Raw genomic sequence first — 26,076 nt, 5'->3', positions numbered from 1 at the left:
CGCCCTAATTGCAAGTTCACGAGTTTTGGCATATGTCCTGGCATATGCCAAATGGAGGTCGCCGTGCTTGAGAGTGTTAAAGAACAGCGTGTCCGCGTCTTCATGAATGGTAGAAGCCGGGCAGTTCGGATCCCTAAGGAGTTCGAGTTCGAAGGGGATGAGGTGACGATCCGTAAGGAAGCGGATGGAACGCTTACGCTGGTGCCCGACGTGCGCGAGCGTTCCCCAAAGGAAATTCTGCAGTGGCTACGTAGGCAGCCACCGCTTGCCGCATCCGACTTTCCGGATATCGACGACGACAGTGACATGCTGCCACTGGATGAAGTCGAACTGTGATCCGCTACATGCTTGATAGCAATGTGCTGATAGACATTGCGCGCGATGAGGACGAGCGCGTCGCCCGACGGTTCGAAGAAAAAGCGCTCGGCGAAATTGGTATCAGTGTCGTTGTGTCGGGCGAAGTTCGCCACGGCATGAGGAAGAGGCCTGCCGCGCGGTCCAATCCTAAGATGACCTATTTGTTGGGAAGCCTGCGGACGGAGCAGATGGGACCGGATGTCGGAGTCTTGTACGGCGACATTCGTGACGATCTCGAGCGGCGCGGTATTTCGATCACTCCGAACGATTATTGGATCGCAGCTCATGCGATGTCAAATGGCGCTGTACTTGTAACGAGCGATAGACGCATTCACGACGCCGGGATTACCGGCTTGAAGTTGGAGGACTGGCGAGACGAACTCGCAGGTCAGGGGTAGGACGACGATGGGTAAGGTTACAGGCTTTCTCGAGATCGACCGGCAGGTGCCGAAGTACCAGCCGGCCTCTGATCGTATTCGGCACTTCCGTGAATTCACGCTGCCGATGTCGGATCGGGAAGTCGAAAAACAGGCTGCGCGCTGCATGGATTGCGGCGTGCCTTATTGCCATGGGCCAACGGGCTGCCCGGTCCATAACCAGATCCCGGACTGGAACGATCTGGTTTATGGCGGTGACTGGGAAGGGGCGATCCGTAACCTGCACTCCACCAATAATTTCCCGGAATGGACCGGCCGCATCTGCCCGGCGCCCTGCGAGGAAGCCTGCACGCTGAACCTCGAAGACATGCCGGTCGCCATCAAGACGGTGGAACAGGCGATTGCCGATAAGGCCTATCTGATGGGCTTGATCCGCCCGCAGCCTGCCGAGGTGAAGACCGGCAAGTCGGTTGCCGTTATCGGTTCGGGACCGGCCGGTCTGGCGGCAGCGCAGCAGCTGGCGCGTGCGGGGCATGACGTGCACGTGTTCGAGCGCGAGTCCAAGCCCGGCGGTTTGCTGCGCTTCGGCATTCCCGACTTCAAGATGGAGAAGAGCACCATCGATCGCCGCGTCGAGCAGATGCAGGGCGAGGGCGTGATCTTCCACTGCAGCGTCAATGTGGGCGTGGACAAGACCGTGGATGCGCTGATCGAAGAGCATGACGCGGTGCTGTATTGCGGCGGTTCGGAGAACCCGCGCCCCGCCGGCATTCCGGGTACGGAACTGGCAGGCGTGCATGATGCGATGCCGTATCTCGTGCAGCAGAACAAGCGCGTCGGAGGTGAGGATATTCGCTCGACGGCCTGGGCCTCGGAGCCGATCGTTGCGGGTGGCAAGCATGTCGTTGTGGTGGGCGGCGGCGATACAGCGTCGGACTGCGTCGGCACGGCGTTCCGTCAGGGCGCGGTACGTGTGACGCAGCTCGACATCCGCCCCATGCCGCCGGAGCGCGAAGACAAGCTGGCGGTATGGCCTTATTGGGCCACCAAGATGCGGGTGTCGTCGTCACAGGCTGAAGGCGCGCAGCGCGAGTTTCAGGTTGCGACACTGGAATTCGTCGGCGAGGATGGGCACCTGATCGGCGTGAAATGCTGCGAGGTCGATGACCGACGCAAGCCGATTGCCGGCACCGAGTTCCTGATCCGCGCCGATCTCGCTTTCGTTGCCATCGGCTTTGCCGGCCCGATCACAAGTGAAGGCGTGCTGAGCGATCTTGGCGAACGCCTGACCCTGTCTCAGGACAGCCGCCGCTCGGTGAATGTCGTTGCCAATGATCGCAACTACCGTACCAACATCAACAAGCTCTATGCGGCCGGTGATGTGCGGCGTGGGCAATCGCTGGTGGTTTGGGCGATCCGTGAGGGCCGTCAGGCCGCGCATTCCATCGACGTGGATCTGATGGGCGCTTCGGTCCTGCCGCGCTAAGCGCGGCAGTCCACTTACTGTGCGGCTGGTGCAGTTGCCGGCGGCGTGATGGATGCAGTGCCTTCGGGAGCGGATTTCGCAGCGTCTGCCTTGCCGGCGAAGTCATCGGCTCGGCCGGTCTGGGTGCCGGCCTCGCGCTGCTCACGCATCTGGATGTCGGCCGCCGTGCCGGCTGATGGTGTGGTGTCTCCGCCAAGCAAGGTCGTGCCGCCATCGAGCTCCGGATCGGTCAGCGAGATCGGCACGGTGCGCACGATGCGGATCTTGTCTTCAGCGCCGGGCCTGAGGTCGGCACCCGGCGTATAAGCGGGACCGATCAGGCCGATCGCATCGCCGCTGCCGCTTCCCAACACACGACGCAGAGGCTTTTCGGCATAAAAGGCGATCTTGCGCTTGCCGGCGGCAGTGAGGTTGATGCCATCGCTGCCGCGCAACCGCGCCTGTTGTCCGTTCATGTCTGGACCGGTTGTGACGAAGGCGCCGTTTTCATCCACGAAGCCGTCCCAGATATCGACATAGTCGGCTTCCGCCGTCGCAGACACGGCTTTGAATACATCGTTATAGGCCAGCATGTCCGATGTCAGCGACGCCTGCCGGAAAGGCGGCATGCCAACCCAGATCACCGGAATACCGCGGCTTTCCACGGCTGTCGCGAGGGCTGTCGCGCGCCGCGTATATTCCTTCATCCAGCCGTCGCTGCGCGGCTCAAGCCGCTCGTCACCCGCCTTCATCTGCTGGCGATCGTTGGAGCCGAGCATCACGACCACTGCGGCCGGCTTGTCCTGATCGAGGATGCCGCCGATCTCGCCAGGCCAGTTGTAATGGTCTTCGCGCACGATGCCAGATGAACCGTTGGCGCGATCCACGACTCGAATGCCGGCGTCCTGCGCAAACATCTCGCTCAAGCCCTCGGCCACGCCGCTGGCCATGAAGTCGCCGATCACCAGCACGACCTTGGCAGCGGCGAGTTTTTCGACCGCTGCAGGGGCGGGCGGCGTTGCGGGCTGGGTGCGGCGAGGCGTGGTGCGGGGCTTCTGCGGCGCAGCAGGTCGCACGATCTGCGCCGGTGCTTGCTGCATCGGCTGTTGCTGCATGCGCTCGCGCTGGTTGCGACGATAAAGCTCGCGCACGGCCGCGCCATCAAAAGCCTGCGCGCTTGCCCTTTGTGGCTCGAGCGGCGGCATGACGAGCATGACGCCGGCTGCCAGAACGCCGAACAGGCAACGGAGACACTGCTTGATCGAACCCGCTGCCTGCACGTTCAGCCTCAACGACCCCGGAGTGTGGTCAGAACTTCCTTGCTCGGATGACCGTCGGCTTCCAGGCCGCGACGTTCCTGGAAGGCGCGGATCGCGGCACGCGAGCTTTCGCCGATCTTGCCGTCGATCTTGCCATCATAATAGCCGTTCATGGTCAGCCGCTTCTGCAATTCCTGCGTTTCCTCGAAGCTCAGCCGCGTGAAAGGCCGGTTCCAGTCCTTCACGGTAGGCCCGTAGCCGGCGATCTGGTCGGCAAGAAGGCCGACAGCCAGCGCATACTTATCGGCGTTGTTGTAGCGTTTGATGACGAAGAAGTTCTTGGTCATCAGGAAGGCCGGGCCGCCGCGACCGTCCGGCAGCTTCAGCTCGGCATTCTGGTTGCCGCGGGGGAAGGGCTTGCCGTTGGCACGGGTGACGCCGAGCTCGTCCCACTTGCCAAGTGAAATGGACCCGCCGGGGAACTTGCGACCTTCCGGCAAAGTGACCTCGTAGCCCCAGGTCTGGCCGCTCTGCCAGCCATTTTTGCGCAACAGGTTGGCAGCGGTCGCCAGTGCGTCCGGCACGGAGTTCCAGATGTCGCGCTTGCCGTTGCCATCGGCATCCTGCGCGTAAGCAAGGTAGCTAGAGGGGATGAACTGAGTGTGGCCCATCGCGCCGGCCCACGAGCCGCTCAGATGGCTCTCGTCGATGTCGCCGCTTTCCAGGATTTTCAGCGCGGCAATCAGCTGATCGCGGCCGAACTTGGCGCGGCGTTTGTCGGCATAAGCGAGGGTGGCCAACGAGCGCACGACGTTGCGCATCACCTTGTCGTTCTTCAGGATCTCGCCGTAGTTCGATTCCATCGACCAGATCGCGAGCAGGATGTTGCGATCGACGCCATAGGCCTTTTCGATGCGATCGAGCCAAGGCTTCCACTGCCGCGCCATCTGGCGGCCTACGCCCACCGAATGCTCATTGATGCGGTTGTCGAAATAGTCCCAGACAGGTGCCGTGAATTCCGGCTGATAGGTCGCCTTTTCCAGCACTTCCGGATCGATGTCGCGGACATTGCGGAAGGCGCGATCGAAGGTGCGGCCCGAAATGCCGTTCTTGGCAGCCGTTGCCTTGAAGCTCTGCACCCAGCGCTGGAAGCCAGCGTCGGCATGCGCAGGCTGTTGCGCGGCCAGCGTCATCGGCATGGCCAGGCTGGCGGCCAAAGCGAGGCTCAGGAAGCGTGTGGCGGTGCGGCGAATGGCGGGCATCGGCATTTCCTTCAATCAGGGCGTGGGATCACCTTGGCTGATGGGAGTTATCAGAGGGTTTACCATGAATGGGTTTGGGATGGGATAGCGGCAAATTTTCGATTTGCTCGCAGCAACGTGATCAGCGTTGAAGCTTGATCCCAACGAATACGCTTGCGGCGTCCATGTCACGGGATTGCAGGTCGCTGCTGATCTGCTCGTAACGCGCACGGCCGGTGAGGCCTGCGTAACGGTTGAACCAGTAGGTCAGGCTGGCTTCCGTGTTCCAGATGATTTCGCGGCTGTCGAGATCCTTGAAGTCGCGCATGCCCAATCCGACCGAGGCATTGCCGGTGAGATTGGCGCGCAGTTCGCGTGTGGCTGACAGGGCGGCGGAGTACAGAACCGAGCCGGATTCACCGGGTGAGGTCGTGCCTTCGACCGTCGTGTTGCCGTTCAAAGCCACGGTCGTGCCGCGCATCGGTGACCAGATCAAATCGGCATCGAAGCTGGCGCCGGACAAAGTGCGCAGCCGGTCATCATCGAAATTCTCGGCGATCCAGCCGGCCGAGATTTCGCCGGTCCACTTTTCCGCAATGTCGATTTCGAGGCCGCCGCGAATGCCGCTGCGGATGCCTGAGCGCCTATAGCCGGCAGAATCGACCTTGTTGTCGTAGAAGCGCTTGCCGATTTCGGCTTCAACGAAGGGCGTCAGAGCAGGCGACAATTCCCAGCCGGTGCGCAACACGAAGGCGGCAAGCGTGGAGTTGCGGTCCTTTTGCGAGATCGTTCCGCCGGTGGAAAGATCGGCGTCGCCATAGATGTCGAGCTCGATGCGGCCGGTGCCGGTCAGTTGCAGCGGACCGAAGTTCTTGCTCAGGCCAAGGCTTCCGTCGATGGTCTGGCGGATCGGTTCATCCAGCGTCCCCTCGATCTGCACCGGCGAGGTCGCGGATTCCGGCGTCACCAGATAGTTGGCGGTGGCGTTAAGCGTGTAGGCATTGGCGAGATCGAGCTGAAGCCCGGAGTTCAAGCCGCCATAAAGGGTTTCGACCTCGTCGCCGCTGATCGTCTTGCGATAGGTGCCGAAGCCGCTGAGGTTGGCAGAATGGCGGGACCAGTCCGACGTCGCGCTCACACGAAGCGTGGTTTCGGAAAGAACGGCGGATTTGCCGTCCGAACTGGAATCCGCATTGTTGGTAGCGGTGATGCCCTGTTCCAAGGTCGGAAACAGCAGGAACTTGCCCGCGCGCAAACCGACGGGCGCATAGGGCGTTTCCTCGAAGGTCCGACGGCGCTCGTCGACCGCAATGGCGCGTTCGTTGCGGCCAAGGTCGACAGGGTCCGTCGTTAGCCTGAGCTGACGCTCGGCCGGCAGCGCCGTGATCGCCTCGCCACTGGTGCCTTCCTGGCCTTCTGCCGTCGCCGCCGTGGCAGCGCGGCCTGCCTGGCTGCCGCTTGGCTGAGCGGGGTCAGCAGGGGTTGCCGGTGTAGCCGGCGTGGTGCGCAGGTCAGGCGTAGTGTTGGCGAAGGGATCGCTGGGGTTGGTGTCGTCGAAGATGGAGGACGAGTTGGCGGCAGCGTCCGAGGACGACTGCGAATCATCCGGCAGGGCGCCTTCGCTCGTCGGCTGGTAGACAGGCGCATCCGCGATCTGCTCGAGCGCGGTGCGGGTCGAGGCGAATGGCCGGTCGGCATTCGTGTTCGTGCCGGTGCGCAAGCCCGTGCTTTGCGCAAACAAGGGCGCGACAAGGCTCATCGCACCGAGCGCGGTGGCCGATGCCAGCACAAGCGCGAATGAACGCCTTGCCTTGCCTTGCGAATGACTTCTTGCCTGCGACATTCTCGGATCTGCCCCATCCGCGCGCATCGCGAGGATTACAGAACCGTAAACAGGCTTGGTTAAACAATCCTTTCGGACGACCACTTTGCTTTATTGGACAGCGTTTGGCGAAAGCGCTAAGCCGCGCGCATGAACGATATGAGCTCCAGAACGAACACGCACGGCGATGGCCTTCTGTCCGCCCTGCGTACGGTGACCACAGAGATGGCGGGCGTCGCGGCCTTGAAAGCCGCGCTCGAGAATGGCCTGTCCGAACCATTTGAGAAATCGCTTGCCCTCATCCGCGGCATCACCGGGCGCCTGATCGTCACCGGCATCGGCAAAAGCGGCCATATCGGCACCAAGCTGGCAGCGACCTTCGCGTCGACCGGCACCCCGGCCTTCTTCGTGCATCCCGTGGAAGCCAACCATGGCGATCTCGGCATGATCGGGCCGAACGACATCATTCTTGCCATGTCGTGGTCAGGCGAAAGCGCGGAGCTCAAGGGCATCGTGAATTATGCCCGCCGCTTCGACATTCCGCTGATCGCCATGACGGCAGGGACCGAGTCTGCCTTGGCACGGGAAGCCACGGTGGTTCTCGCTTTGCCGAAGGTCGCGGAAGCCTGTCCGCATGGTCTGGCGCCGACCACGTCGACCCTGATGCAGCTGGTGATCGGCGATGCGCTGGCGATTGCGCTGTTGGAAGCGCGAGGCTTCACGGCCGACCACTTCCGCACCTTCCATCCCGGCGGCAAGCTCGGCGCGAATCTTACCCAGGTGCGCGATCTCATGCATCGCGGCGATGCGATCCCGGTTGCCAAGCTCGGCACACCGCTGCGCGAGGCGGTGATGACCTTATCGCAGCACCGTTTCGGCTGCGTGTGCGTGCTGGAAGAGGACGGGCGTTTGGCGGGGATCGTCACAGACGGCGATATCGCGCGTCACATCGATCGCGACATGTCGGCGCTGACTGTGGACGACATCATGACGCGCGAGCCGAAGAGCGTTCGCCCGGACACGCTGGCGGGAGCAGCGATCGGCCTTCTGGAAGATCTCAAGATCAGCGCGTTGGTGGTAGTGGAAGATGAACGGGCGGTCGGGATCGTGCATTTCCACGATCTGCTGCGCGTCGGAGTGGCCTAAGCCGCTTCCACGATCAGTTCGGACCCACGCACGCCGGTGACCTTGACGCGGTTGCCGGCTGCGAGATCCGGACCCTGAACCAGCCACATCGTATCGCCAAGCTGGATGCGGCCGCGTCCCTCGGTGATCGGCTCGCGCAGCACGGCAGTACGGCCGATCAGCTGATTGCCGGGCTGGTTGAGGAAGGGCTCATCGCTGTTCGTGCCGTGAATGCCCACATAGCGGCTGCCGACGAAGGCTGCGAGCAGCGACAAAGCCAAAAACAGCACGACCTGCACGTGCCAGGTCCAAAGACCTGTGTCCCACAACAGGAAGGACAGCGCGCCGATGATGATGGCGGCGATGCCGCTCCACAGCAGGTAAACGCCGGGCAGGGCGATTTCCAACCCGAGCAGGACCATGCCGAGCAGGATCCAGCCCCAGGGGCCGAGTTCGGCTATCGCGCGCGCAATCATGCCTGGTCCTCAGTCCTGCTGTGGCGGAATGACGACGCGCGGCGGGCGCGAGGGATTGCCCCGGCGGGGCGTTGGTCCGTCGGACGTATTATCCCCGAATAGTTCCTTGGCGATCGATCCGATGCCGCCAAGCGAGCCGATCAGCGACGACGCCTCGAACGGCATCAGCACGATCTTGGAATTGGGCGAGGTGCCGATCTTTGCCATGGCCTCGGTGTAACGCTGGGCCACGAAGTAGTTGATGGCCTGCACGTCACCCTGCGCGATGGCTTCCGACACGACCTGCGTGGCGCGCGCTTCGGCCTCGGCGGAGCGCTCGCGGGCTTCGGCATCGCGGAACGCCGCTTCCTTGCGGCCTTCGGCTTCCAGAACCTGCGCCTGCTTCAAACCTTCGGCCTCAAGGATTTGCGCGCGCTTGTTACGCTCGGCCATCATCTGACGCGCCATGGAATCCACGAGGTTTGCGGGCGGGTTGATGTCCTTGATTTCGACGCGGGTGACCTTGATGCCCCAGGGGTGTGCGGCCTGATCCACCACGCGCAACAGGCGCTCGTTGATGGCGTCGCGGTTGGACAGAAGCTCGTCCAAATCCATCGAGCCCATGACGGTGCGGATGTTGGTCATGGTCAGGTTGAGAATGGCGTTCTGCAGACCGGCCACCTGATAGGCAGCCTGGGCGGCGTTCAGCACCTGGTAGAAGGCGACGCCGTCCACGGCGACGATGGCGTTGTCGCGGGTGATGACTTCCTGGGTGGGAACATCCAGCACCTGTTCCATCATGTTCAACCGCGCGCCGATGCGGTCAACGAAGGGAACGATGAGGTTCAGGCCCGGCGTCAAAGTGCGGGTATAACGGCCAAAGCGCTCGACCGTGTAGTTGTTGCCCTGCGGAACCGTCTTGATGCCTGCAAAGATCAGCAGGAGCACCAGGATCGCAAGCACGATGATGACGATGTCAAATCCGCCGAACATTCAGACCTCCAACCAAGAATGCAGGAGGTCTAATCTAAACGGGGGCTTACGCCAAGGCAGTTGGTATCAGTCGGCGGATCAAGCTGACACCGGAGGTGAATGCAAACAGATCGGCATCGCTGTCGGGGTTGCCGGTCAGCGCACCGGTCACCAACTCAACGCCGATACGCGAGTAGGTGATGCCGTTGCCACCATAGCCCATCATGGAAAAGATGCGGGGATGGCTGGGCAAAGCGCCGATCCAGGGCAGGCCGGTTTCGGTAACCCCGAAGGAGCCTGACCAGCGGAAAGCGGGCTTTGTATCGAGCTTCGGCATCAGGGCCTTCATCTTGGCGGAAATGCGTTCCGTCTTTTCCTGCAGCATGGCATCGCGCTTGTCTTCGTCGGTGAAATCCTCGTCTTCACCGCCACAGATGACGCGACCGTCCGGCAGCGTGCGCAGGTAGAGATAGGGGTCGGACGCTTCCCAGATGAAGGTCTCCTTCGGCCACAGGTTTTCTGGCTGCGGTTCGGTGGCGATAGCCCAGGTCGAGATGATCTTGTGGCCGGATTGCGGAGCGGGATCGAGCAGTTCGTAGCCGGTCGCGAGCACGAGATGATCGGCGGAGATCGTGTGGCCGCTATCGGTTGTCACCTCAACGCCGTCGCAGCTGTCTTTCACCTCCACAGCCTCGACCGGCGCGAAATAGCGGGCGCCGCGTTCGATCGCTTTTAGATGGAGGTGGGCGGTCAGTTTGCGCGGGTTGATGGCAAGATTGTCGAAGGACAGGATGGCACCTTCGCGCTCGAGACCGAATTCATGGCTCAGCTCCGAAGCGTTCAGGAAACGGGAATAGATGCCCGCCGCACGACGCATGTCTGCCTCAGCCTTCAACGCATCTGCGTCCATGACGTCGCCCACGATGAAAAGCGAGTTGCGCGGTTCATGATCGCAGGGGATGCCGAGATCTTCGATGCGCGCCTGCAGATTGGCAACCGCATTGCGCGATCGCCGCCAGGCTTGTTCGGCTTTCGCCGTACCGAGCTTCTTCGACAAGGTTGACAGCGGCTGATCGATTTCGAACTGCACCAATGCCGTGGTCGCCGGCGTGGAGCCGAGCATGGCACCATCGCGCCGGTCGATGACGATCACGGAGAAGCCTGCGTCGGTCAGGCTTTCGGCCATCATGGCGCCGGAAATGCCCATGCCAACGATCAGAACATCGCATTTGGCATCGCGCGTTAGCTCATGAACCGGCACCTCGGGGGCCTTGTAAGTCACCCATACGGGTTTGCCGCCGCGCAGATCCAGATGCCGTGTCATGAAGGTCGTCTCCGAAGGTCGGCTTAAACCTATGTTGCTCGGAGACGTTCCCGATAGTCCTGACAGTTTCCAGCCAAACCTAAGAAAGCGCTTACAACCAGCCTTCCAGCTCGCGCCGAACGATCTGCTCCACGACGCGCATTCCATCGGCGGAATCGTTCAAGCAGGGGATGTGCGAGAAGTTCTTTCCGCCGGCATGCTCGAACTCCTCGCGCACTTCACGGCCGATCTCGTCCAGCGTTTCGATGCAATCGACAGAGAAGCCGGGATTCAGGATGGCGATGGAGTTCACGCCTTCCTTGGCCAGCCGCTCGACGGTCTTGTCGGTGTAAGGCTGCAGCCATTCCTGCGCGCCGAAGCGCGATTGGAAGGTGGTCATCAGTTTCTTCTCGTCCCAGCCGAGACGTTCACGCAGCAGGCGCGAGGTCTTCTGGCAGTGGCAATGATAGGGGTCACCCTTCTCGAAATAGGCTTTCGGAATGCCATGATAGGAGGCGATCACAACTTCCGGCTCGAAAGACAGGGTTGCCAGATGGGTCTCGATCGAACGGGCGAGAGCATCGATATAGACGGGTTCGTCATGATAGGCCGGCAATGTGCGGATCGCCGGCATGTCGCGCAGGTCCATGAGGGCGCGGAACAGTTGGTCGCTGGCGGTGGCGGTGGTAGTGGCCGAGTATTGCGGGTAGAGCGCAGCCATCATGATGCGCTTGCAGCCGGCGGTGCGCAGGCGCTCGACGGCGGAGGCGATGGAGGGGTTGCCGTAGCGCATGCCGTATTCGACGACGACAGGCTCGCCCTTGAAGCTTTCCGCCAGCTTTTCGGCTTGGGAGCGCGTGAAGGTGCGCAGGGGCGACTCGTCCTTTTCGCGGTTCCAGATGCGGGCGTAATTCTCGCCGGACTTCTTCGGCCGCGTGGTGAGAACTGCGCCGTAAAGTATTGGATACCATACAGCTTTGTTCAGTTCGATGACGCGCGGATCGGACAGGAACTCGCGGAGATAGCGCCACATCGACTTCTGGTCGGTGCCGTCGGGCGTTCCGAGATTGACCAAGAGAACGCCGACCCGATCCGGCGCGAGGGCGGGATGGTTGGCGGGCAGGGGGCCGGTTGCCTTGGAAGCCGGACGATCCAGGCCCGTCGCAGTTGATACCACCGCTTGATGCTCCTTCGAAGATTCTGGAGCAGACATACGGTTTCACCGCCGCCAATCAATGCTGCAAATGGAAGCGGGGACGGAAAAAGCCGGAAAAAGCGGGATGTCAGCGCCGCTTTTTACCGGTTTGGCGGCCATTTTTTCCGCAAACGCGTCAATTTCTTCCGGGAATCTGCAGCTCCGTGCCGACAAACAGGCGATGAACCTGCAAGCCGGGATTTGCGCGCTGGATTCGGCGCCATTGGGTGCCGTCGCCATAAGCGGCTTCGGCAATGTCCCACAACGTGTCGCCCTGGACGATCGTGTGGGTGCCACCAGCGGTGATGGAAGACGAGCCCGGTTCGGTCGTTGCACTGCTTTGCGAGGGCTGAGCTGGCTCAGTCGTTGTTGCCGCCGGTGGGGGTGTTGCGGACGGTTCTGCCGAAGGTCCTGACGAGGGTGGGGTCAGGTCGGCGGGCGGGGTGGTGGGCGCTGGGGTTGTTGTTTCGGCGGCTGTAGGTTGCGACGGAGCCGGCGTTGCGGCCGGTTCGCTGGCGGGGGCTTGGGTCGTGCCGGCTTGCGCCAGGGTGATGCGGCCGTCGAGGGCGGGGGTGTAGGGGCTGTGGGCTGTGATGTAGTCGGCCAGGACCTGTTCGAGGCTCGGGCCGAAATCATAGGCGTTTTCGGCTTTGTCGGCGAAGAGCTTGTAGCCGTCGCCCCCGGTGCGCACGAAGTTGTTGGTGGCGATGGTGTAGGTCTTTGCGGGATCGAGCGCGGCCCAAGCGCCGCCGTCCTTGACCTCGATGGACTTCAGGCGACCACCGTTCGGGGCGACGGATTTGTCGAATGTGTATTTGATGCCAGCGACTTGCGGGAACTTGCCCTTGCCTTCCTCGATCTCCGACAGGCCGGCTTCCAGCGAGTCCCTGAGATCCTTGCCGGATAGCTGGAAAGTCGCGATCGTGTTCTGGAAGGGCAGGACGGTCAGCACTTCGCCCATGGTGACTGGGCCACTGTCGATAGAGGCGCGAATGCCGCCGCCGTTCTGGAGGGCGATGGTGACGCCTTGATCCTTGGTGCGATCCAGGATCGCGTCGGCGATCAGGTTGCCCATGGCGCATTCCTGGGCACGGCAGGTTTCGCGACTTCCATCGACTGCTGCCGTGAACTCGCCGACCTGCTTGTTCTTCAATTCCTCGATCGGACCGCCAAGTTCGGCGACGCGTTTCAGCACGCCTTCGTCTTCGGGGATGGATTTATCCAGGTAAATGGGGTCGCCATTTGCCTGTTTTGGAACGCCATTATCGTCAAAGACGACGGTCAATTTGCCGAGATACTTAGAATAGGAGGCAGCCGTGACGACCGGTACCTTCTGGCCGTCGGCACCATCGACCATGGTGGGGTAAGGACCTTCGGCCTTGTCATCGGTGTTCGACAGGAAGGTGTGCGAATGGCCGCCGACCACCACGTCGACGCCGGGGATTTTGGCGATGGTGTCGCGATCCCGGACATAGCCGACATGGGTGAGCGCAACGATCTTGTTGACGCCCTGATCGGTCAGCGCCTTGACCTCACGCTTCACGGCTTCGACATCATCCTCGAAAGCGAGGTTGGGGCCGGGTGTCGCTACATCCGGTGTGTCGGTGGTGACGATGCCGACGATGCCGATCTTCTGGCCGCCGATCTCGACCACCGTGCTGGGCTTCAACTTGTCGCCGACCTTGGACTGCGCGTTCGGCTTGACGTTGGCGCCGAGGACGGGGAATTGGGCCTTGTCGAGGAGGCGCATCAGGCCGTCTTCGCCGTCGTCGAATTCGTGGTTGCCGACGGTCATGGCGTCGAACTTGATGAGGTTCGAGAACTCGGTTTCGACGTCGCCGTGATAGGTCTGGAAGAACAGCGAGCCCTGATAGTTGTCGCCGGCATCCAGCACGAGCACGTTCTGCCCATTGAGGGCTTCACGCTGTTGGCGGATTGCGGTGACGAGACGCGCTGCGCCGCCGATGCACTCGCCCTTGTCCTTTTCTTCCTGCGAGCAGGTGGACTCGTATTTGTTGTTGCCTTCGATCCGGCTGTGCCAGTCGTTGATATGCAGGATGTTCAGCGTGTAGTCGGCCCACGAAGCGCCGGCCGAGAGGCCGAGGATCGAGGTCGAAAGAGCGGCAAGAAGTGTGAGTTTCTTCATCGGCGTGTCTCCGCTGGGTCCCTGGTTGTAGCCGCTCTTTTTGTCGATCGTGCTACAGCATTCCGCGAGCGGCCATGTTTCCATCGGGCTGGATGACTGGCAAGCCCTAACGCAGAAAAGCCGGCCCAAAGATGAGCCGGCTTTCAAAATTCGTCGGTGACGTGCTGCTTAGGTGCGGCGGGTCAGGACGAAGCGGTTGCCTTCGGCGCTGGTGCAATTCAGCTGATTGCTGGATGCGATGTTGCAGTTGAAGGCGATCGGCTGCTGACGGATCAGCGAGGTGCCGGTGATCGCCACCACGCTGGCGCCATTGTATCGATAGGTGCCTTCCGACAAACGGCTGCCATTGTCCGCGGCAGTGGTCGAGAAGGCGCCATTGGAGAAGGTGGATACGCCAACGCCGCTTTCATCGACCCAGGAGCCGTCGACGCTGACCTGCTTGAGCATGGGGCCTGAACCCATACGACCGCCCGAGCCGCCATCACCGCCGCCAACGCAGCCCGCAACAGCGGCAGCCAAAGTGAGTGCGGACAACAGGCGAAGCGAAGGTGCGAGGCGCATCAGTTCATCCTCTGAATAAGAGACGATCGGGGTTGACGCCCCTGTCGCATGATTCGGATGGCCGCGCGACTCCGCGCGGCCTCCGCGATGAATGATTAGCGAACCAGAATGTTCCGGAACTGCCAGGGATCCTTGGTGTCGAGATCTTCCGGGAACAGGCCGGGACGACCATCCAGCGGGGTCCAGTCGGTGTAGTGACCTTCCACAGGGCCGAGATACGGCTTCTGAACCTCAAGGCAGCGCTTGAAGTCCATCTCGTCCGTATCGACGATGCCGGCTTCCGGATTTTCCAGCGCCCAGACCATGCCGGCCAGAACGGCCGAAGTCACCTGAAGGCCGGTCGCATTCTGGTAGGGCGCGAGCTTGCGCGCTTCTTCCAGCGACAGGCGCGAACCGTACCAGTAGGCGTTCTTGTCGTGGCCGTAGAGCAAAACGCCCAACTCGTCGACGCCGTCCACCAGCTCGCTTTCATTCAAGACGTGGAACTCGCCCTGCGCCTTGCCGGCCGCGCCGAACATCTCGTGCAGCGACAGTACCGCGTCATTGCAGGGATGGTAGGCGTAGTGACAGGTCGGACGATAGGTGATCTCGCCCTTCTTGTTCGTGGAGGTGAAGAAATCGGCGATCGAGATCGCTTCATTATGGGTGACGAGGAAGCCGTATTGCGGGCCGGGCGTCGGGCACCAGGTGCGCACGCGCGTGTTGGCGCCTGGCTGGTCGAGATAGATGCCGAGCGGCTGGTCCTTGTCGCCAAGCGTGCCGGCATTCTTCGGCATCCACTTTTCATGCGTGCCCCATCCGAGTTCAGCCGGTTGCAAACCTTCGGCCACGAAGCCTTCCACCGACCAAGTATTCCAGAACACGTTGAACGGCTTGGGATCTTTTGCGCGTTGTGTGTCGCGCTCGGCAATATGAATGCCCTGGACGCCGGCCTTCTTCATGAGCTTGGCCCAGCCGGCGCGGTCGTCGGCCGAAGGAACGGCGAAATCCATGCCGAGATCGGTCGCCAGATTTACCAGCGCCTGCTTGACGTACCAGGACACCATGCCGGGATTGGCGCCGCAGCAGGATACGGCCGTGGTTCCGCCGGGATGGGCAGCCTGCTCGGCCTTCATCGTTTCGCGCAGCGCATAGTTGGTGCGCTCTTCGTTGCCGACCGTGTCGTCGAAATAGAAGCCGAGCCAGGGCTCGACTACCGTGTCGATGTAAAGCGCGCCGAGCTTGCGGCAGAGGCGCATCAGATCGACCGAACCCGTATCGACCGACAGGTTGACGCAGAAGCCCTGGCCGCCGCCTTCGGTGAGGAGCGGCTTCAGAAGCTTCTTGTAGTTCTTGGCGGTGACGGAGTCCTGGATGTAGCGGATGCCGCGCTCGTCGAGCAAAGCGCGATCCGTGTCCTTGGGATCGATCACGACCAAGCGGGACTTGTCGTATTTGAAGTGTCGCTCAATGAGCGGAAGCGTGCCTCTCCCGATGGATCCGAAGCCGATCATCACGATCGGGCCAGTGATTTCGCCGTGGATGGGCCAATTCGCTTCTGCCATTTTGTGCACACTCCTGTGTCTGTTGAGGAAGACCCCACCCTACACCATAGAAGTCAGTCACAATAAACCCCGGACAGCCAAAAGGGTCTTTTGGTTAAGGCCGTTCAACTTAGCAAACGTGCTGCGATAAGGCCGCGCAGCGAGTTGCCGACATAGATCTGGCCTTGCTGCAGATCTGCTGGGAAAAGCACCTGTTCCATGGCGCGCCCGCTTGTCAGCAGTTCGCCGCGCAGCACGCCGGGCAGCAGGCCCGATGTCAAAGGCGGCGTCGCGAGGATGCCGTCGCCGCGATCCACGAAGAGATTGGTGATCGTGCCTTCGCACAGTTCGCCAAGTTCGTTGCAGAGCAGGACTTCCTGCGCCTCATGCTGAGCGAACTCCGCGCGTGCGGCCTCGTAAAGGGCGCGGCGGGTGGTCTTGTGCGCGAGCAGGGGGTCGTGGCTCGGCAGCTTCGTTGCGGCCAGACGCAGGGTCCAGATCGTGTCCTTTGCCAGGGGTACAAAAGCTTGCGTTGTGGCTTCCGGGTTGCCGGCGCTGTCGAGCGTCAGGCGCACGCGAAGCGCGTCCTGATCGCGCAGAAGCTCGGACAGAACGAGGTTTACCGCCGTATGGTCAAAGCGAAAGCCGAGGGTGGCTGCCGAGCGTTCGAGACGATCAAGGTGGCGATCGAGCCGGAGGAAGCCATGGTCGGGTTCGTAACGGAAGGTTTCGATCAGGCAGTCCGTGGGATCGAGCCGGTGGCGAAGCGCGCCTTCAACAGACATTCGTCATACTCCGCTTGAGCAGAGGAATCGAACACGACCCCGCCGCCGACATTGTAAACGGCCTCACTGGTTGGATGCAGGGTGACCGTACGGATCGCGACGTTGAAACGCATCGTGCCATCGGGCGCCATCCAGCCGATCGCGCCGCAATAGGCATCGCGCGGCTCGGTTTCCAGCGAGCGGATGACTTCCATGGCACGGATTTTGGGCGCTCCTGTGATGGAGCCGCAGGGAAAAAGCGCGGTGAAGATGTCGCGCACGCTGCGGTTGGGCAGCAGTTTGGCGCGTACGCGGCTGACCATTGTGTGCAGGGTGGGATAGGTTTCGACCTTGAACAGGTCGGGCACATCGAGCGTGCCGACTTCGCTGATCAGCGAGACGTCGTTGCGCAGGAGATCCACGATCATGCGGTTTTCGGACCTGTTCTTCGGATCATGGACGAGGAAGTGTCGCTGTTTTTCGTCTTCGTCGGGCGTTTGCCCGCGCGGGACCGTGCCCTTCATCGGCCGCGTTTCGATCCAGCCGTCGCGGTCGATCTCGAAGAACAGTTCGGGCGAGCGTGACAGGATGACCGGGCCACCGAGATCGATGAGGGCGCCGTATTTCACGGGCTGGCGCGCGATAAGCGCTGCGAAGGCTGAGACCGGATCGCCGGACCAGTGGGCGTGGATGGGGAAGGTGAGGTTGACCTGGTAGCAGTCGCCCTCGCGTAAGTGCCGGTGCACGCGCTCGAAGCGCTTGCGGTAGTCTTTGGCGCTCCATGAAGCGCGGGCGTCGAAGATCGGGCCGTTGGTGGGCTGGGCCTCTTCAAGAGCGAGATCGCGTTCTGCCGGGTGATCGAACACGCCGAAAAGACAGAGCGGAACGCGTCGGCTCTCCGGAAGGAGCGGGCGCAGCTTGGGTTCAAGCAGGTAGCCGGCTTCATAGGAGAAGAAGCCGGCCAGCCATTTGCGCTGGGTACGCGCTTCCTGGAGTTGGTCCAGGGCTCGGTCGAAGTCGTCAGGCGTGTCCGCGCGGATGATCGCGCGCGGTTGTTCGAACAAAACCGAGCGGCCGGCGCGATCGTCGCGGAAGAAGGCGAATGGCTGCACGGTTGGACCCGGTTGATGAACGCGCTTATTCCATCGCTTCCAGCTCGTCGATCAACCCTTCTATCACCGACAGACCCTTGTTCCAGAACGCCGGATCGGAGGCATCAAGGCCGAACGGGGCCAGCAATTCCGAATGATGCTTGGTGCCGCCGGCGCGCAGCATGTCGAAATACTTGGCCTGGAAGCCGCTCTCGGCATTCTGGTAAACCGCATAAAGCGAGTTCACCAAACAGTCGCCGAAGGCATAGGCATAGACATAGAAAGGCGAGTGGATGAAGTGGGGGACATAGGCCCAGAAGGTCTCGTAGCCCTCGCGCAACCGGATCGCCGGTCCCAGGCTTTCGGCCTGCACTTCCAGCCAGAACTGGCCGATCTGGTCGGCGGTGAGTTCGCCGTTCTTGCGCTCGGTGTGAACCTTGCGCTCGAAGGAATAGAAGGCGATCTGGCGCACGACAGTGTTGATCATGTCCTCGACCTTCTGCGCCAGCATGGCCTTGCGCTCGCGACGGTCGGTGGTGCCATCGAGCAGGGAGCGGAAGGTCAGCATCTCACCGAACACGGAGGCGGTTTCGGCGAGCGTCAGCGGCGTCGAGGCCATCAGCGCGCCCTGACCTCCGGCCAGAACCTGATGTACGCCATGGCCGAGTTCATGCGCCAGCGTCATCACATCGCGCGGCTTGCCCTGGTAATTCAGGAGCACATAGGGATGCGCGGAAGGCACCGTCGGATGGGCGAAGGCGCCCGGCGCCTTGCCGGGGCGCACGCCGGCGTCGATCCACCGTTTGTCGAAGAAGTCGCGCGCGATGTCCGCCATCTTGGGGTCGAAGCGGTTATAGGCTGAGAGAACGGTCTGCTTGGCGTCTTCCCAACCGATGGTTGCGGTGGGGGCTTCGGGCAGGGGCGCGTTGCGGTCCCAGTTGTTCATCTGCTCCATGCCGAGCCATTTCGCCTTCAAGGCATAATAGCGGTGCGACAAGCGGGGATAGGCGGCCTGCACGGCTTGCGCGAGTGCATCCACCACAGGGCGCTCGACGCGGTTGGCGAGGTGGCGGGCGTCGGCGATGTCCTCGAAGCCGCGCCAACGGTCGGAGATTTCGCGATCCTTGGAGAGCGTGTTGGTGATGAGGCTGAAGGTGCGCAGGTTGGCCTTGAAGGTTTCCGCCAGCGCTTCCGATGCCTTCTGGCGCAGAGCCGGGTCGGGATCCTGCAGGAGGTTGAGGGTCGGCTCCAGCGTGAGTTCGGCGCCATCCACGGTGAAGCGGAGCGCGGTCATGGTTTCGTCGAACAGGCGGTTCCATGCGCTGCGGCCGGTGACGGACTTTTCGTGGAACAGCTGCTCGACGCGGTCTTCGAGCTGGAAGGGCTTGTCCTTACGAAGGTCGATCACCCAAGGGCGGTAATGGTTGAAGGCCGGATCGGCATCGAGCGCATCGGCGATGGCCTGATCATCGACCTGGTTCAGCTCCAGCGTGAAGAAAAGGTAATGCGAACTCGCATCCGTCATCTTCTCATGTATGTCGCCGTAGAGCTTGGCGCGACGGGGATCAGCCGTGTCACTTGCGTAGATCAGGCTGGCATAGGCACCGATCTTGCCCAGCAATTCCTCAAGCGCTTCATAATCCTTCATGGCGCGGCCCAGTCCGCCGCCGGTCTTGTTGGCGGCTTCGCTTGCGAGCTTGCCCTTCCACGCCGCTTCGAAGCTCTTGGCATCATCTGCGGCGCGCTTGAGGTCGGCCTGGAGAGCGGGGGCGTCCATGGACGCGTAGAGGTCGGTCAGATCCCATTCCGGCAGGTCGCTGAGATAGGGCATTGCCGACAAAGCCGCCGAGCTGGATGGCGAGGCTGCCTGCAAGGGTTCCAGGCTGGAGTGGGAAAAGGGCTTGGCCATCTGACGTCTCATCATACAGCCTGATCCAAGGGTGCGGATAAGGCTTTGTTCACCGGATTTCTTGAGCCGCTATTTAGGGTGCAATGGCAATATGATCCATAAGCCAATCTCGGCTGGCATAGAGTGAAAGGTGACGGCTCACCACAATGGCAGGCCCCGTCCTCATCATTGACGACGATCCGGTTCAACGCCGACTGGTGGATGCCGCGCTGACGAAGTTCGGCTTCAGCACGCTTGTGGCCGAGGGCGGCGCGGCGGCGCTGAGCATTCTGGACAGCGCGCAGGGCCGCGACGTTGCAATCATCGTGCTGGACATGGTGATGCCGGGGATGGACGGGCTTGCCGTCCTCGGCGAACTGTCCGCGCGCAGCGTCGAAGCGCCGGTGATCGTCCAGACGGCGCAGGGTGGGGTCGACAATGTTGTCGCCGCCATGCGCGCCGGCGCGTTCGATTTCGTGGTGAAGCCCGCGTCTCCGGAGCGGCTGCACAATGCCGTCAATAACGCGCTGAAGGTGGAAAGCCGCGGCGACGAGCAGAAAAGACGGCGCAGAGGAACCGCGGCTGCGCTGACGTTCCGCGACCTTGTGACCCGCAGCCCGAGCATGGATCGCGTGCTGCGGCTCGGCCAGAAGGCTGCCGCATCCAACATCCCGATCCTGATCGAAGGCGAATCCGGCGTCGGCAAGGAGATGGTGGCGCGCGCCATTCAGGGCACCGGCGACCGGCGTTCACGGCCGTTCGTCACGGTGAATTGCGGCGCGATCCCCGACAATCTCGTGGAAAGCATCCTGTTCGGGCACGAAAAGGGGTCGTTTACGGGCGCCACCGAAAAGCATGCCGGCAAATTCGTGGAAGCCAATGGCGGCACGCTGTTTCTCGACGAAATCGGCGATTTGCCGATCGACATCCAGGTCAAGCTTTTGCGCGCCGTGCAGACCGGCGAGGTCGATCCGGTCGGCTCCAAGCAGACAATCAAGGTCGATATCCGCCTGATCTCGGCCACCCATCGCGATCTCATCCAGCGCGTGAAGGACGGGCTGTTTCGCGAGGATCTGTTTTATCGGTTGAACGTCTTTCCGATCATGGTGCCGCCGCTGCGGCAGCGGCCGGAAGACATCGCGCTGCTGGTGCGCCATTTCATCGAGCGGCTGAGTGCGGGCGAAACCCGCGGGCGGGTGACCGGCATCATGCCGGACGCACTGACCATGCTCGAAGCTTATGACTGGCCCGGCAACATCCGCCAGCTGGAGAACGCGGTTTTCCGCGCGCTGGTGTTGAGCGATGGGCACCTGCTCACACCGGCGGACTTCCCGCAGATCCGCGCGCAGCTCGGCGAGATCGATCTCGATGCCGTTGATTTCTCCCAAGCAAAGCCGCTTGTTCTGAGATCACCGCCGCCGCCGAGTGCGTCGGAGGCTCAGCCGCTGTATGGGCTCATGCGCACGCATGACGAGCGCGGCGAGATCCGGGCGCTGGCAGACATCGAACGGGAAATGATCCGGCTCGCGCTGGATCATTATAACGGCCAGATGAGCGAAGTGGCGCGCCGGCTTGGCATCGGACGCTCCACGCTTTACCGCAAGCTCAAGGAATATGGGCTCGAGGGCGAAAGCGAGCAGGACGAACGCCTTGCGTCATGATGCCACCGATCTCGGCCGCAACCGCCTGCTAATAAACGCTTTACCATCCCTGCCATAATCGGCCCGAGGGGTGGACATCGCCATCCTCTAACCGCATTTGGGCTTCAATAAGCATGGATTAACCATTAGGATCGACAATCGTGGTTACCGATTCACGAATGTCGTCCTCATCGGTGCTCGGGGACATCTAGCCGACAAGGCAGTATTTTGACCAAGACCGACGGCAAATTGAACGCTCAACGCTCGATTTTCTTTGGCTTGCCCAAGTGGCTTTCTGCGTCGTTCCTTATTGTCGCCTGTTTGTGCTCCGGCATGAGCGTGGCGTCCGCTGAAACCCGTACGCTCAAGCTCCACTTCATTCACACGAATGAAAAGGCGGAAATCACGTTCAAGAAGAACGGGAAATACATTCCGTCCGGTCTGGCCCAGGTCAACAAGTTCCTGCGCGATTGGCGCCGTAACGAATCCACCAAGATGGATCCGCGGCTGCTCGATCTGGTGTGGGAGGTTTATCAGGCGTCCGGCTCGCGTTCCTACATCACCGTCATTTCCGCTTATAGGTCGCCGGCAACCAACTCGATGTTGCGTGGCCGCAGCCGCACCACGGGTGTGGCCGAGAAGAGCCAGCACATGCTCGGCAAGGCGATGGATTTCTATCTGCCCGACGTGAAGCTCTCCAAGCTGCGCGAACTCGGCCTCCGCAAAGGCGTGGGCGGCGTTGGTTTCTATCCGACTTCCGGCTCGCCTTTCGTGCATCTCGACGTCGGCAATGTTCGCCATTGGCCGCGCATGTCGCGTTCCCAGTTGATGGCTGTGTTCCCGAAGGGCGACACGATCCATGTGCCGTCCGACGGCAAGCCGCTTCCCGGCTATCAGCAGGCTCTTGCCGCTTATGAAGCCCGCAAGCGCAATGGCAGCACGATCCAGCTCGCGTCCGAATCGACCCGTCGCAAGTCCGGTGGCTTCCTGTCCGCCTTCTTTGGTGGCGGCGCCGATGATGAAGAAGATTCCAGCCCAGCGGTTGTCGCTTCTGCCTCACCGCATGGCCGCGCTCAACCGAGCCGCCGTGCTGAACAGGAGGCGCCGGAAGCTGTCGCCGCCGCTCCGGCTGCGCGTACCGCGCCAGCTGCTCCGGCCGTTGCTGCTGAGCCTGAGCCTGCTGCTGTCGAGGAAAAGCCGGAAACGCCCGAAACCATTATTGCAGCTTTGCCGGCTCGCGGCGTCCCCTTGCCGGGTGCTGCACCGCGCCAGCCGACGCCTGACGCTTCGGCGGCCATGATGGCGGCACTTGCGCCGGCCGCGCCGACGCTTGATCCCAAGAAGGCCGTTGAAGAGGCGATTGCCGCCGGTGCCGCCACCAGCGGTGCGCCCGTTCTGGATGCGCCGTTCAAGCAGGAATCCGACATCGCCTTCAACGTACCGCTGCCCACCCAGCGTCCGGACTACCAGGTCCAGCCTGAGGGCGTCGCGCTGCCAGACTCCACTTCGCTGCTGATTGCCCATGCCGAACGTGAGGTTCCGGCGGATGGACCAACCGTTGCTGCCGCTGTTGTGGATGATGCGCCTCCGTCGGTCACGGCTGCTGCCGTTCAATCCGGCCGGATCAGCATTCAGGACCTGGTGGCTGCGTCCGAAAAGAAGGGTGCGCTCGATCCGAGTGAGGCGACCGGCATTGCCGGCCTGCCGCAGGAGCAGGCTTCGGAACTGGCAACCGCTTATGCCGCTGTCCCCACCGCGCGGCCCGGCGCACGTCAGCCTGGCTTTGCGATGACGGCGCGTGACATCGGCCAGGCTGCGGCTGACACCCAGGAAGAGCGCCAGGCGCCGATCGTTGCCCGCAACGAAGTCATCCTCAGCGGCAGCGAAGGTGCGCCGTCGCAGCGCCTTGCCATGCTTGAGCGCCAGCCTGACCAGGCGATTGCCCGCACGATCGACTCCGGCGTCAAGACCACCAACAAGGGCTCCAAGCCCCGCGCCGGCCAGGGCAAGGCCGAGCCGAAGTCGGTTGCGGTTCCGACCGAACCCTCCGTGGCCCGTTGGGCGCTGTCCGGCGAGAAGGTCGCGCAGAACACGAACGGCACCAAGGCACCGTCCTTCGCCTACAATATCGTTCGCACCGCGCCGCGCGAGGTCTATACCTCAGGCTTCCAGCAGACCGACCTGTCGCGCAAGGCCAACCGCTTCAGCGGCAAGGCCGTTGAGTTCCTGCCCGTCGCGCAGTTCAACCAGAACTAAGACGCTCGCTTCATCAGCAAACAAAAAGGGCGGGATGCGTAAGCGTCCCGCCCTTTTTGCTGTTCGGCCTGATGATCTCAGGCGGTCTTCAGCTTCGCGGCCTCGGTAGCCAAGGCGGTGATCTGGTCCCAGGCGCCGGACGCCACAAGCGCATCCGGTGCGACCCAGGAGCCGCCGACGCAGACGACATTCGGCAGGCCGAGATAGGTTGCGGCGTTGGATGGCGTGATGCCGCCGGTGGGGCAGAAGCGGATGCCCTGGAAGGGGGATGCGAGCGACTTCAGGAAAGCCGCACCACCGGCCTGTTCGGCCGGGAAGAACTTCAGGATGTCATAGCCGCGCTCGGCTGCCAGCATGATTTCGGTAGCCGTCGTTGCACCTGGCAGAAGCGGCACGTCGCTGTCGGCTGCGGCATCGAACAGAGCCGGGGTCTGGCCGGGGCTGACGATATAGGTCGCACCCGCTGCCACCGCTTCGGCGAAGTGCTTGGGATTGAGGATCGTGCCGGCGCCCACAACCGCTTCCGGCACTTCCGCTGCCACGCGGCGGATGGCTTCGAGCGCTTGCGGTGTGCGCAAAGTAATCTCCACCGCCGGCAAGCCGCCTTTCGCGAGCGCGCGCGCAAGAGGTGCTGCGTCTTCCGCGCGCTCGATCCGCAGAACCGGAATGACCGGCTGAGCTTCGAGGACGGTGCGCAGGCGATGGGACGAGATCATGGGAAAGCTCCAGGTGATGTCAGCTTCTAAACCGGTTCAAAGAACCCGGCAACGTTCACCGCAGAGATAGGTTCGGTTGGTGCCGGAACCAGTCTGCCAAGCCTTGCAGAAATGTACGGGGCTTATCCGGAGCGGGCGTGGTTGATGCGTAGGCAGGGCTTGCTGCGGGAGAAGGTGACGCTGTCTTGGCCTGCTTCTTCAAGCGTGTTGCGTGCCTGGCATAGGCTGCGGCCAGCTTCTGGTCGTAGCGGTTGGTCGCATAGGCGGGGCCGTTGTAGCCTTTTGCAAAGGCCGCCCAATTGCGGGCGCGGATGGCTGGCTTCAGGCCCGCCTTGTCGCAATAGCGCAGCATCAGCTTGACCTGTCCGGCGACGCTTTCCCGGCATTCCGCGACAAGCGCGTCGACCGAGGCAAAACCAAGCCAGCGCCAATGCCCGCCCATGACCTGGCCAAGGCCCCAGGAGACCGATTCGTGGGCTGCCTGATGATCGATGGCGGCCGCGCGGCGCAGCATCTTCCAGCGTTCTGCCTGGCTCGATGGATTGCGGATTGCGCCTGCGCGGGGATCCGCAAGGCTGGCTGCACGGGCCTGGGCGCGCTTCAAACCGGTGAGGCGGCGGTCGAAATAATGACCTTCGAAGCGGATGAGCGGTTCGTCGCGATCATCGATGCGCGCGGATGCCTTGCCGCCGCTTTCCACTTCGGCGATGGCAAGCAGGGCGGCCGGATCGATATCGGCGTTTTTGGCAAGCTGGATGATGGCGGCTTCGACTTGGGGGGCAAACATGCGTGCTTCCTTGTGGGTTGAAGGGGCACTGTGCGGGCGGTTTGTGGGGCGTGGATAATTTGGGCGGGCTTACCGCGGCGCGCCGTCACGCCGGCCGTGAGTTTTCTTGCCAGAAAGGGCGCGAAGCGGTAACGGGCGGCCATGACCCTATCCACCCCTTCCGTATCAGCGGAGATCGCCGATCTGCCGATCCGCGTCGCCGCGCTTTATCGCTTTGCCGCGCTGTCCGACCTTGAGCCGATGCGCGCGGATGTCCTGGCGATCTGCCGCGAGCATGGCATCGTCGGCACGTTGCTTCTGGCGCGCGAAGGCATCAATGGCACGATCGCCGGCTTGCCGGACCGCCTCGACGCAGCGCTTGGCGCGATCTGCGTGCGGACCGGCCTGACGGACCTCGAGCTCAAGTTCAGCGGTGCGCCGGCCATGCCGTTTCGGCGCTTGAAGGTGAAGATCAAGCGCGAGATCGTCACCATGGGCGTGCCCGACATCGACCCGACCTTGTCGGCCGGCACCTATGTCGCGCCGGGCGACTGGAACGCGCTGATCGCCGATCCTGACACGATCGTGATCGACACGCGCAACGATTATGAAGTGCGGCTCGGCACCTTCGCCAATGCGGTCGACCCCGTAACCACGAGTTTTGGCGAGTTCCCGGCCTGGGTGGAAGCGCATCGCGATGAGCTGGAAGGGCGCAGAATAGCGATGTTCTGCACCGGTGGCATCCGCTGCGAAAAGGCGACGGCCTATGTGCGCGGTGCGGGCTTCGATGATGTGTTTCATCTCAAGGGCGGCATCCTGCAATATCTCGAGGATGTGCCGGCCGAAAACAGCCTTTGGCAGGGCGAATGCTTCGTTTTCGATGAGCGCGTTTCGGTTGGGCACGGGCTCAAACCGGGCAGCGTCATGCTGTGCCATGCTTGCCGCCATTCGGTTACGGAGGCCGATCGCGCGAGCCCACTCTACCAGGAAGGCGTGTGTTGCCCGCAATGTGCGGAAACGCAGGACCCTGCCGACCGTGCGCGGTTCGCGGAGCGGCAGAAGCAGATCGAGCTTGCGCAGGCGCGGGGCGAGGCGCCGCATCTTGGGCCGCGCCTGGCTGAGTAGCCTGACCTTCCTTGTAATTCCGCTTGGGG

General features: G+C 62.4%; 22 protein-coding genes. 7 read left to right on the top strand and 15 right to left on the bottom strand.

The window, feature by feature from the left end:
• Positions 1–51: 51 nt before the first annotated feature.
• Genes IE166_RS07370 through IE166_RS07360 form a run of 3 tightly spaced genes read left to right on the top strand, consistent with a single transcriptional unit; the run spans position 52 to position 2,220 of the window.
• Complete coding sequence (locus tag IE166_RS07370) at positions 52–336, top strand: antitoxin (RefSeq protein ID WP_189502798.1); 285 nt, start codon at positions 52–54, stop codon at positions 334–336.
• Entirely contained in the window at positions 333–755 is a 423-nt protein-coding gene (locus IE166_RS07365; protein ID WP_189502797.1) for a PIN domain-containing protein, read from the top strand. Before IE166_RS07370 ends, IE166_RS07365 begins: the two co-directional genes overlap by 4 nt.
• A gap of 7 nt (positions 756–762) precedes the next feature.
• Complete coding sequence (locus IE166_RS07360) at positions 763–2,220, top strand: glutamate synthase subunit beta (protein WP_189502796.1); 1,458 nt, start codon at positions 763–765, stop codon at positions 2,218–2,220.
• 14 nt (positions 2,221–2,234) lie between these two features.
• Here IE166_RS07360 and IE166_RS07355 read toward each other — a convergent pair whose 3' ends face one another.
• From IE166_RS07355 to IE166_RS07345, 3 genes are all read right to left on the bottom strand, one after another.
• Entirely contained in the window at positions 2,235–3,479 is a 1,245-nt protein-coding gene (locus IE166_RS07355; RefSeq protein WP_189502795.1) for an SGNH/GDSL hydrolase family protein, read from the bottom strand.
• An 8-nt stretch (positions 3,480–3,487) separates the two neighbouring features.
• Positions 3,488–4,720 (bottom strand): lytic murein transglycosylase, encoded by a 1,233-nt coding sequence (locus tag IE166_RS07350; protein WP_189502794.1) that lies wholly within the window; start codon positions 4,718–4,720, stop codon positions 3,488–3,490.
• Positions 4,721–4,841: 121 nt separating this feature from the next.
• A complete protein-coding gene (locus tag IE166_RS07345; RefSeq protein ID WP_189502793.1) occupies positions 4,842–6,542 on the bottom strand; it encodes an outer membrane beta-barrel protein in 1,701 nt (566 codons plus the stop codon).
• Positions 6,543–6,680: 138 nt separating this feature from the next.
• Here IE166_RS07345 and IE166_RS07340 point away from each other — a divergent pair, with 138 nt between their 5' ends.
• Positions 6,681–7,667, top strand: a complete 987-nt coding sequence (locus tag IE166_RS07340) for a KpsF/GutQ family sugar-phosphate isomerase (protein WP_244641353.1) — start codon at positions 6,681–6,683, stop codon at positions 7,665–7,667.
• Here the strand turns inward: IE166_RS07340 and IE166_RS07335 are convergent.
• From IE166_RS07335 to IE166_RS07290, 10 genes are all read right to left on the bottom strand, one after another.
• Positions 7,664–8,122, bottom strand: a complete 459-nt coding sequence (locus IE166_RS07335) for an NfeD family protein (RefSeq protein ID WP_189502791.1) — start codon at positions 8,120–8,122, stop codon at positions 7,664–7,666. The genes IE166_RS07340 and IE166_RS07335 overlap by 4 nt on opposite strands.
• 9 nt (positions 8,123–8,131) lie before the next feature.
• Complete coding sequence (locus IE166_RS07330; protein WP_189502790.1) at positions 8,132–9,094, bottom strand: SPFH domain-containing protein; 963 nt, start codon at positions 9,092–9,094, stop codon at positions 8,132–8,134.
• Between the two features lie 46 nt (positions 9,095–9,140).
• Complete coding sequence (locus IE166_RS07325; RefSeq protein WP_189502789.1) at positions 9,141–10,397, bottom strand: NAD(P)/FAD-dependent oxidoreductase; 1,257 nt, start codon at positions 10,395–10,397, stop codon at positions 9,141–9,143.
• A gap of 91 nt (positions 10,398–10,488) precedes the next feature.
• Entirely contained in the window at positions 10,489–11,589 is a 1,101-nt protein-coding gene (gene hemH / locus IE166_RS07320) for a ferrochelatase (RefSeq protein ID WP_189502788.1), read from the bottom strand.
• Between the two features lie 118 nt (positions 11,590–11,707).
• Complete coding sequence (locus IE166_RS07315) at positions 11,708–13,717, bottom strand: 5'-nucleotidase C-terminal domain-containing protein (RefSeq protein ID WP_189502787.1); 2,010 nt, start codon at positions 13,715–13,717, stop codon at positions 11,708–11,710.
• A 168-nt stretch (positions 13,718–13,885) separates the two neighbouring features.
• Positions 13,886–14,278, bottom strand: coding sequence for a hypothetical protein (locus IE166_RS07310; RefSeq protein WP_189502786.1), 393 nt, complete (start codon positions 14,276–14,278; stop codon positions 13,886–13,888).
• Positions 14,279–14,373: 95 nt separating this feature from the next.
• On the bottom strand, positions 14,374–15,822 hold the full coding sequence (locus tag IE166_RS07305) for a homospermidine synthase (protein WP_189502785.1): 1,449 nt from the start codon (positions 15,820–15,822) through the stop codon (positions 14,374–14,376).
• Positions 15,823–15,926: 104 nt separating this feature from the next.
• Positions 15,927–16,586: an aminotransferase class IV family protein gene (locus IE166_RS07300; RefSeq protein WP_189502784.1), complete on the bottom strand. Its 660-nt coding sequence runs from the start codon at positions 16,584–16,586 to the stop codon at positions 15,927–15,929.
• Positions 16,535–17,677 (bottom strand): aminodeoxychorismate synthase component I, encoded by a 1,143-nt coding sequence (locus IE166_RS07295; protein WP_189502783.1) that lies wholly within the window; start codon positions 17,675–17,677, stop codon positions 16,535–16,537. The genes IE166_RS07300 and IE166_RS07295 overlap by 52 nt, the downstream gene beginning before the upstream one ends.
• A 25-nt stretch (positions 17,678–17,702) precedes the next feature.
• Positions 17,703–19,487 carry a M3 family oligoendopeptidase gene (locus tag IE166_RS07290; protein ID WP_189503287.1) on the bottom strand — a complete coding sequence of 595 codons (1,785 nt, stop codon included), beginning with the start codon at positions 19,485–19,487 and terminating at the stop codon, positions 17,703–17,705.
• A gap of 224 nt (positions 19,488–19,711) precedes the next feature.
• Here IE166_RS07290 and IE166_RS07285 point away from each other — a divergent pair, with 224 nt between their 5' ends.
• Both IE166_RS07285 and IE166_RS07280 read left to right on the top strand, forming a co-directional pair.
• Entirely contained in the window at positions 19,712–21,205 is a 1,494-nt protein-coding gene (locus tag IE166_RS07285) for a sigma-54-dependent transcriptional regulator (protein WP_189502782.1), read from the top strand.
• Between the two features lie 312 nt (positions 21,206–21,517).
• Complete coding sequence (locus IE166_RS07280) at positions 21,518–23,440, top strand: DUF882 domain-containing protein (protein ID WP_189502781.1); 1,923 nt, start codon at positions 21,518–21,520, stop codon at positions 23,438–23,440.
• A 77-nt stretch (positions 23,441–23,517) separates the two neighbouring features.
• On the opposite strand, the gene IE166_RS07275 is transcribed toward IE166_RS07280, so the two are convergent.
• Both IE166_RS07275 and IE166_RS07270 read right to left on the bottom strand, forming a co-directional pair.
• On the bottom strand, positions 23,518–24,156 hold the full coding sequence (locus IE166_RS07275) for a 2-dehydro-3-deoxy-phosphogluconate aldolase (protein ID WP_189502780.1): 639 nt from the start codon (positions 24,154–24,156) through the stop codon (positions 23,518–23,520).
• 55 nt (positions 24,157–24,211) lie between these two features.
• A complete protein-coding gene (locus IE166_RS07270) occupies positions 24,212–24,943 on the bottom strand; it encodes an N-acetylmuramidase family protein (protein ID WP_189502779.1) in 732 nt (243 codons plus the stop codon).
• Positions 24,944–25,084: 141 nt separating this feature from the next.
• Between IE166_RS07270 and trhO the strand changes: the two genes are divergently transcribed.
• Complete coding sequence (gene trhO, locus IE166_RS07265) at positions 25,085–26,047, top strand: oxygen-dependent tRNA uridine(34) hydroxylase TrhO (RefSeq protein ID WP_189502778.1); 963 nt, start codon at positions 25,085–25,087, stop codon at positions 26,045–26,047.
• The last annotated feature ends 29 nt before the right edge of the window (positions 26,048–26,076 follow it).

Source organism: Tianweitania populi, from assembly GCF_014652875.1.
GTDB lineage: Bacteria > Pseudomonadota > Alphaproteobacteria > Rhizobiales > Rhizobiaceae > Tianweitania > Tianweitania populi.
This window is presented reverse-complemented; position numbering and strand designations above follow the sequence as displayed.